8 protein-coding genes and 1 pseudogene are annotated in these 6,949 nt (G+C 64.1%); 5 read left to right on the top strand and 4 right to left on the bottom strand.

What is annotated here, in order from left to right; translation table 11 throughout:
• The 5 genes and pseudogenes from ACOZK4_RS15150 to ACOZK4_RS15130 all read left to right on the top strand — a co-directional run.
• Positions 1-230: pseudogene (locus ACOZK4_RS15150) on the top strand (UPF0261 family protein); the annotation flags it as partial.
• Positions 227-871 carry an HAD-IA family hydrolase gene (locus ACOZK4_RS15145; RefSeq protein ID WP_421592598.1) on the top strand — a complete coding sequence of 215 codons (645 nt, stop codon included), beginning with the start codon at positions 227-229 and terminating at the stop codon, positions 869-871. The pseudogene ACOZK4_RS15150 and the gene ACOZK4_RS15145, both read left to right, overlap by 4 nt.
• Positions 872-883: 12 nt before the next feature.
• On the top strand, positions 884-2,242 hold the full coding sequence (locus tag ACOZK4_RS15140; RefSeq protein ID WP_421592597.1) for an aspartate aminotransferase family protein: 1,359 nt from the start codon (positions 884-886) through the stop codon (positions 2,240-2,242).
• Position 2,243: 1 nt separating this feature from the next.
• Positions 2,244-3,527, top strand: a complete 1,284-nt coding sequence (locus tag ACOZK4_RS15135) for an aspartate aminotransferase family protein (RefSeq protein WP_421592596.1) — start codon at positions 2,244-2,246, stop codon at positions 3,525-3,527.
• Positions 3,508-4,509, top strand: a complete 1,002-nt coding sequence (locus tag ACOZK4_RS15130) for a phosphotransferase enzyme family protein (RefSeq protein WP_421592595.1) — start codon at positions 3,508-3,510, stop codon at positions 4,507-4,509. Before ACOZK4_RS15135 ends, ACOZK4_RS15130 begins: the two co-directional genes overlap by 20 nt.
• Before the next feature lie 36 nt (positions 4,510-4,545).
• On the opposite strand, the gene ACOZK4_RS15125 is transcribed toward ACOZK4_RS15130, so the two are convergent.
• The 4 genes from ACOZK4_RS15125 to minC form a co-directional block, all read right to left on the bottom strand.
• Complete coding sequence (locus ACOZK4_RS15125; RefSeq protein ID WP_313532026.1) at positions 4,546-4,734, bottom strand: hypothetical protein; 189 nt, start codon at positions 4,732-4,734, stop codon at positions 4,546-4,548.
• A 133-nt stretch (positions 4,735-4,867) separates the two neighbouring features.
• The gene (gene minE / locus ACOZK4_RS15120) at positions 4,868-5,131 is read right to left on the bottom strand and encodes a cell division topological specificity factor MinE (protein WP_313532028.1); all 264 of its coding nucleotides are present in this window, start codon (positions 5,129-5,131) and stop codon (positions 4,868-4,870) included.
• Complete coding sequence (gene minD / locus ACOZK4_RS15115; protein WP_421592594.1) at positions 5,128-5,943, bottom strand: septum site-determining protein MinD; 816 nt, start codon at positions 5,941-5,943, stop codon at positions 5,128-5,130. Before minD ends, minE begins: the two co-directional genes overlap by 4 nt.
• 28 nt (positions 5,944-5,971) lie before the next feature.
• A complete protein-coding gene (gene minC, locus ACOZK4_RS15110) occupies positions 5,972-6,727 on the bottom strand; it encodes a septum site-determining protein MinC (protein WP_421592593.1) in 756 nt (251 codons plus the stop codon).
• Between the last annotated feature and the right edge of the window lie 222 nt (positions 6,728-6,949).

The raw sequence follows: 6,949 nt of genomic DNA, 5'->3' as shown, positions 1-6,949 counted from the left end.
TCCTCCTGCCGACGCAGGGCATTCAGGAATGGGATCAGGAGGGTGAGCCGCTGCACGAGCCGGCCGCCCTCGATGCCTTCCTCGACGAGATGCGCAAAGCCATGCCGGCCGCCGTCGCTTTCGAGGAGGTCGATGCACATATCAACGCTCCCGACTTCGCCGCGAAGGCTTTGGAGGTCTTCGACCGCTGGGTCGCCGAGGGCATCGTCGTAAAAGGGCGCATCGCATGAGCAAGGCATTGATCCTCGATTTCGGCGGGGTCGTCACCCGCACGCTGTTCGAGACGCATGACATCACCGAACGTGCGCTGGGCCTGCCGGCAGGCACTTTGACCTGGCGTGGTCCGTTCGATCCTTCGACCGACCCGCTCTGGGTGTCCATGCAGGCGCGGGAGATTACCGAGCGCGACTACTGGATGACCCGCACCCGCGAAGTGGGCGCGATGCTCGGCGAAGACTGGACGGATATGAAGACCTTCGTGCAGCGCGCCCGCGGCGCGGATGCCGAGCTGGTGCTGCGCCCGGAAGCGCGCGACGCGATCCTGAAGGCGAAGGAAGCCGGCCTCAAGCTCGCCATCCTCTCCAACGAACTCGATCTCTTCTACGGCGTAGAGTTCCGCAAGCGCTTCCCGCTGATCGAGCTTTTCGACGTCATCGTCGATGCCACCTATACCAAGATATTGAAGCCCGATCCGCGCGCCTATGAACAGGTGATCGCCGAGGTCGGCATCGACCGCGCCGACTGCGTGTTCGTCGATGACCAGTTGAAGAATATCGAGGGCGCGGCTGCCGTGAACCTACCCTATGTGCATTTCGACGTGCTCCAGCCCGCGCAATCCTATGCGCAAGCGCTGAAAATGCTTGGACTCTGAAAGGATATCCCCATGCGCGATTCCAACTTCCTGATCGAAAACAATGCCCGCCATCTCTGGCACCCGATGGCCCATCCGGCCGAAATGCAGGCCAAGCCACCGCGCATCATCAATGGCGGCGCGGGCGTCGAGGTAGTGGATATCCACGGCAAGACGGTGCTCGATGCCGTCGGCGGCCTGTGGAACGTCAATCTCGGTTATTCCTGCGAGCCCGTGAAGCAGGCGATCCGCGACCAGCTCGACGCGCTGCCCTACTATTCCACCTTCCGTGGCACGACTAATTCGCCGCTGATCGAGCTGTCCTATGAGCTTGCCGAATTTTTCAAGGAAGACGGACTGACGCGCTCCTTCTTCACCTCGGGCGGTTCGGATTCGGTGGAGACGGCGCTCAGGCTCGCTCGCCAGTATCACAAGATCAACGGCCAGCCGGAGCGCACGAAATTCGTGGCGCTGAAGAAGGGCTATCACGGCACGCATTTCGGTGGCGCCTCGGTCAACGGCAATGCGAACTTCCGTCGCAACTACGAGCCGCTGCTGCCCGGCGTCTTCCATCTCGCCGCACCCTTCCCCTACCGCAATCCCTTCAACACGACCGATCCGGCCGAGATCGCGCAGGCGATCGCCCGCCAGTTCGAGGACGAGGTGGCCTTCCAGGGGGCCGATACCATAGCCGCCTTCATCATGGAACCGGTGCTGGGCGCCGGCGGCGTGATCGTGCCGCATGAGACCTTCATGCCGCTGATGCGCGCCATCTGCGACAAGCACGGCATCCTGCTGATCGCCGACGAGGTCATCACCGCCTTCGGCCGCACCGGCGCCTGGACCGGCTCGCGCGGCTGGGGCGTCAAGCCAGACATGATGACGACCGCCAAGGCCATCACCAACGGCTATTTCCCCTTCGGCGCCGTGATGATCTCCGACAAGGTCGCGATGGCCTTCGAAAGCAACAAGGACAGTTTCGGCGCCATCGGCCACGGCTACACCTATTCCGGCCATCCGGTCGGTGCCGCCGCCGCGCTTGCGACGCTGAAGGAAACCGCCAAGGCCAACACGGCCGCCAATGCCGCCGCCCGCGGCGTCGAGCTGATGGCCGGCCTCGAAGGCCTGAAGGCGAAGCACGAACTGGTCGGCGATATCAGAGGCATGGGTCTGATGGCGGCGCTGGAGCTCGTATCCGACCGCGCCAAGAAGAGCGCGGCCGCCAAGGACGTGGTGCAGAAGGTCTATGACACCGCCTACGAGGCCGGCGTCATGGTCCGCACCTCGGGTTCCAACGTCATCATCTCGCCGCCGCTCATCATCACCGCCGCCGACGTTCAAAAGATCGTCTCGGCGCTCGACGAAGGCCTCAGTGCCGCGGAAGGCAAGTAGGATGGCGGGAGAGGAGGCACTGCGCGCCCGGCGCGAAAAACTGCTCGGCCGCAACATGTCGCTCTTCTACGAGGACCCGGTCCATCTGGTGAAGGGCGAGGGTGTCTGGCTGTGGGATGCGGACGGGCAGAAGTATCTCGACTGCTACAACAACGTGCCGCATGTCGGCCATTGCCATCCGCGCGTGGTGGAGGCGATCTGCCGGCAGGCCTCGACGCTCAACACCCATACCCGCTACCTGCACGAGGGCATTCTCGACTATGTCGAGCGCCTGACCGCGACCTTCGACAAGAGCCTCGATACCGCGATCCTTACCTGCACCGGCAGCGAGGCGAACGACGTGGCGCTGCGCATGGCGCAGGCCGTGACCGGCAAGACGGGCGTGATCGCCACCGACTTCACCTATCACGGCAACACGACGGCGGTGTCGCAGCTTTCCACCCGCATGCCGCCGGTCGGCGGCTATGGCGGCCATGTCCGCCACGTACCGGCCCCCGATGCCTATCGCCCGCTGGGCGGCGAGGATGGCGCGGGGTTCGCAACGGCCTGGGCGGCGAAGGTGGAGGAGGCGATCGCCTCCCTGCAGGAAAGCCCCTTCGGCTTTTCCGCGCTGATCATCGATCCCTTCTTTGCCAATGAGGGCTTTCCCGACCTGCCGGAAAACTTCCTGGCACCCGCCGTGGCGGCGGTGCGCAAGGCCGGCGGCTTGGTGATCTGCGACGAGGTGCAGCCCGGTTTCGGCCGCACCGGCACTCATATGTGGGGCCACCAGAAGGCGGGCATCGTCCCCGACGTCGTCACCCTCGGCAAGCCGATGGCCAATGGCCATCCAGTCGGCGGCGTCGTTGCGAATTCCGAGACGCTGAACGCCTTCCGCAAGGCGTTTCGCTACTTCAACACCTTCGGCGGCAACCCTGTCTCCTGCGCGGCGGCCATGGCTGTTCTCGATGTGCTGGAAGACGAGAAACTTCAGGCGAATGCGCTTGAGGTTGGCGCCTATGCGCGGCAGGGCCTGCAAAAGCTTGCGGAGAAGCATGCGCTGATCGGCAATGTCCGCGGCTCCGGCCTGTTCTTCGGCGCCGAACTGGTGCTCGACCGGGCGGAGAAGACTCCGGCCGCCGATATCGCCACCCGGGTGATCAACGGCATGCGCGAGCGCGGCGTGCTGATGGGCAAGCTCGGCATTCACCAGAATGCCACGAAGATCCGCCCGCCCATGCCGTTCTCGAAGGACAATGCCGACCTGATGCTGTCGACGCTCGACGATGTCCTGGGCGGGCTCTGAGCCGATGGGCGGCATGGAGGAGATGCTGACACAGCGGGCCATTGCAGCCCTTGCCCATTGGGACCTGCCGGAACAGGTGCCCGAGCTGATCAAGTACCGCGAAAACGCGGTCTTCAAGGTGAAGCTCGCCTGGGGCGATCCGGCCGCCCTTCGCCTGCATCGCCCGGCCTATCATTCCCAGGCCGCCCTTGCCTCGGAACTCGCCTTCATGGCGAACCTGCGCGACCGGGGCCTCGCCGTGCCGCAGCCGATCCCGGCTGCAAACGGTGCCCTTCTCGTCGCCTTTGGCGATGGGCCTTACCATGCCGATCTCATCGGGTGGATCGATGGTGAACCGCTGGGCGAAACCGGTGTTCCGCTTACGCAGGAAGGCCGCGACCTTCAGGCGATCTTCCGCGCCATCGGCCGGGAACTCGCGCTGCTGCATGGTGCGGCCGATGCCTTTCGCCAGCCGGTGGGTTTCGAGCGCCCGGCCTGGGATGCCGACGGTCTGCTCGGCGAGGCGCCGTTCTGGGGCCGGTTCTGGGATTGCGCGGTGCTGCCGGCCGAGGACCAGGCCTACCTGACGGCTCTGCGCGAAACGCTGATCGCGCGCCTCGCAGCCATCGCCCTTGGTCTCGACTACGGCCTGATCCACGCCGATATCGTGCGCGAAAACATTTTCGTGCGCAAAAATGCGGTTGCTTTCATCGATTTCGACGATTGCGGCTTCGGCTTCCGTCTGTTCGATTTGGCGACGGCGCTGCTGCGCAACCGGCGCGAGCCGTCCTATCCGGCGTTGCGGGAGGCCCTGCTCGAAGGCTATGCCGCGATCCGGCCGCAAGCGCAGTCGGAATTCGAGCATCTTCCGCTTTTCCTGCTCCTGCGCGCGCTCACCTATATCGGCTGGGCCGCCGCTCGGCCGGAGCTCGCCGACAATGCCGCCCGCCTGAAACGCTACGTCGCCGACGTGCGCGCGCTGGCGGCGGATCTGGGTCTCTGAAAACGACAACCCCGCCGGAGCGGGGTTGTTTCAGTTTCAAGCCTGATGCTGGATGGGGTTGCCCGAAGGTTGGTGCACGATTCCGGCCCCTTGCTCGCATACTTCCACATGCCGTGTCAGCGCCTGATTGGAGAGGATGGCGCTGATCGTGGTGATGTCACGGCCCTGGTACTTGGGCATCTTCTGGGCGACTTTCAGTCTCTCCAGCAACGCTAAACGGCTCATGACAATCTCCTTTTCAGTGGTTTAAGAATGCGGCTCCGGCCTCTTCAAAGCGGCCGATGGTCCGGGTTGTGGTCCTTCTTCGGGGTTGCCCGACACCGCACCCAGTGGGCGCGGCGGTTGAAACTCTGGTCGATCAGGCGGCTTTCTTGCCGGCGTCGAACGGGATCTCGATGTCGACGGCGAGCGTCGAAACCTGCGGACCGCGTTCCATCTTGATCGAGACTTTCTCGTCGTCGACCTGCATATGTTTGGAAATCGCCTTCAGGATTTCGTCGCGCAGCTTGTTGACGAGGTCGATGTCGCCGGTGGCGGCGCGCTCGTGGGCGAGCAGCACCTGAAGCCGCTCGCGCGCGGCCGGTGCCGATTGGCCCTTGGAGAAGAAGCGGAACAGGTTCATGCCGCCTTCCTTCCGAAGATCTTGCCGAAGAATCCGCGCTTGTCGCCGGGAATGGTGATCGGCAGGTTCTCGCCCTTCAGGCGGCGCGTCGCTTCGAAATAGGCAAGCGCGGGGGCGCTGCGGGTATCGGCGAGCGTCACGGGGGCGCCAACGTTGGAGGCGCGCAGCACGTCCATGCTCTCGGGAATGATGCCGAGCAGCGGAATGGAGAGGATTTCCAGCACGTCATCGACCTTCAGCATGTCGCCACGCTCGGCGCGTGCGGCGTCGTAGCGGGTGAGCAGCAGGTGCTTTTCGACGCGTTCGCCGTTCTCGGCCTTCAGCGTCTTGGAATCGAGCAGGCCGATGATGCGGTCGGAGTCGCGAACGGACGAGACTTCCGGGTTCGTTACGACGATGGCGACGTCCGCATGGCGCATGGCCAGCGTCGCACCGCGTTCGATGCCGGCGGGGCTGTCGCAGATCACCCAGTCGAAGGCGTTCTTCAGCGCCGCGATGACCTTCTCGACGCCTTCGGGCGTGAGATTGTCCTTGTCGCGGGTCTGGGAGGCCGGCAGCAGGTAGAGCGTCTCGACGCGCTTGTCGCGGATCAGCGCCTGGGTGAGCTTGGCCTCGCCCTGGATGACGTTGACGAGGTCATAGACGACGCGGCGTTCCGCGCCCATGACGAGATCGAGATTGCGCAGGCCGACGTCGAAATCCACGACCACGACCTTTTCGCCGCTCTGCGCCAGCGCGGCGCCGACGGCTGCCGACGACGTCGTCTTGCCGACGCCGCCCTTGCCCGATGTGACAACGATTACCTTACCCATGTACCTCTCCAGTGGTTGGGAATTCCGTTCAGCCGAGTGTCGCGGCCGTGATGGTTTCGCCTTCGAGCCAGATCTGCGCCGGCTTGCCGCGCAGGTTCTCTTCCATGTCGTCGGCGGTCTTATAGAAACCGTCGATGGCGATCAGTTCCGCTTCCAGCTTGCGGCAGAAGATGCGCGCGGATGCATTGCCCGTCGTGCCGGCCATGGCGCGGCCGCGCAGCGGGCCATAGACGTGGATCGAGCCGCCGGCGACGACTTCCGCGCCAGAGGCGACCGAGCCGATGATGGTGACGTCGCCTTCCGGGAAGAAGATCGACTGTCCCGAGCGCACGGGCCGCGAGACGACGAGCGAAGGCGTAACCGTCGCGGGCGTGGCAACCTGTTCGACCACGACGGTCTCTACCGGATCGGCAGATTTCGCCTTCTTGGAAACGGTCTTCTCGTCTGTCGCGGGCGCCTCGAAATCGGCAGCCGGGCGGCCGTCGGTCATGGCGGGCGGCATATCCGGGCCGAGCTGTGAGGTGCGGGCGCCCTCGATGCCCATGACGCGCACATTGCGGGTCGAGAGCTCGCTGACGAGATCGCGCAGTTCCTGACGGTCGATATCCAGCCCGTCGATGTCGAGCACGACGGGCCGGCGCAGGAAGAACCCGGCCGAACGGGCGGCCAGATCGTCGAGCCGCACCAGCCAGTCCTGGACGGGCAGCTCTGGGGTCAATGCGAGCGCAAGAAAGGAGCGCCCCTTGAGGCGGATCGGCCGGGGTTGAGTTAACACGTCAGTCATCTTGGTTAATTTTCGGTTGCTCCGGTGTAGCCGTGAAATGGTTAACAAATGGTTAATTTACAGCGCTGGCTGGTGCGAGGCATGCCGTGCCACAATGTGCTGTTTTGCGGGCGTGCGGGAACGCAGACAGGGTGGAGCCTGTATCTTGGTTTTAGTTTAAAATATTGAAAATAAACATTTTTTAGATTGTTGGAAATAGAGCGTCTCATGCCCGCCGTCGGG

Source organism: Shinella sp. M27 (assembly GCF_049199905.1).
Classification (GTDB): Bacteria; Pseudomonadota; Alphaproteobacteria; order Rhizobiales; family Rhizobiaceae; genus Shinella.
This window is presented reverse-complemented; position numbering and strand designations above follow the sequence as displayed.

What these genes read in the sequence shown, in the direction of transcription:
- ACOZK4_RS15145 (WP_421592598.1), top strand. Translation starts at nt 227, where the DNA reads ATGAGCAAGGCATTGATCCTCGATTTCGGCGGGGTCGTCACCCGCACG.
- ACOZK4_RS15140 (WP_421592597.1), top strand. Translation starts at nt 884, where the DNA reads ATGCGCGATTCCAACTTCCTGATCGAAAACAATGCCCGCCATCTCTGG.
- ACOZK4_RS15135 (WP_421592596.1), top strand. Translation starts at nt 2,244, where the DNA reads ATGGCGGGAGAGGAGGCACTGCGCGCCCGGCGCGAAAAACTGCTCGGC.
- ACOZK4_RS15130 (WP_421592595.1), top strand. Translation starts at nt 3,508, where the DNA reads ATGTCCTGGGCGGGCTCTGAGCCGATGGGCGGCATGGAGGAGATGCTG.
- ACOZK4_RS15125 (WP_313532026.1), bottom strand. Translation starts at nt 4,734, where the DNA reads ATGAGCCGTTTAGCGTTGCTGGAGAGACTGAAAGTCGCCCAGAAGATG.
- minE (WP_313532028.1), bottom strand. Translation starts at nt 5,131, where the DNA reads ATGAACCTGTTCCGCTTCTTCTCCAAGGGCCAATCGGCACCGGCCGCG.
- minD (WP_421592594.1), bottom strand. Translation starts at nt 5,943, where the DNA reads ATGGGTAAGGTAATCGTTGTCACATCGGGCAAGGGCGGCGTCGGCAAG.
- minC (WP_421592593.1), bottom strand. Translation starts at nt 6,727, where the DNA reads ATGACTGACGTGTTAACTCAACCCCGGCCGATCCGCCTCAAGGGGCGC.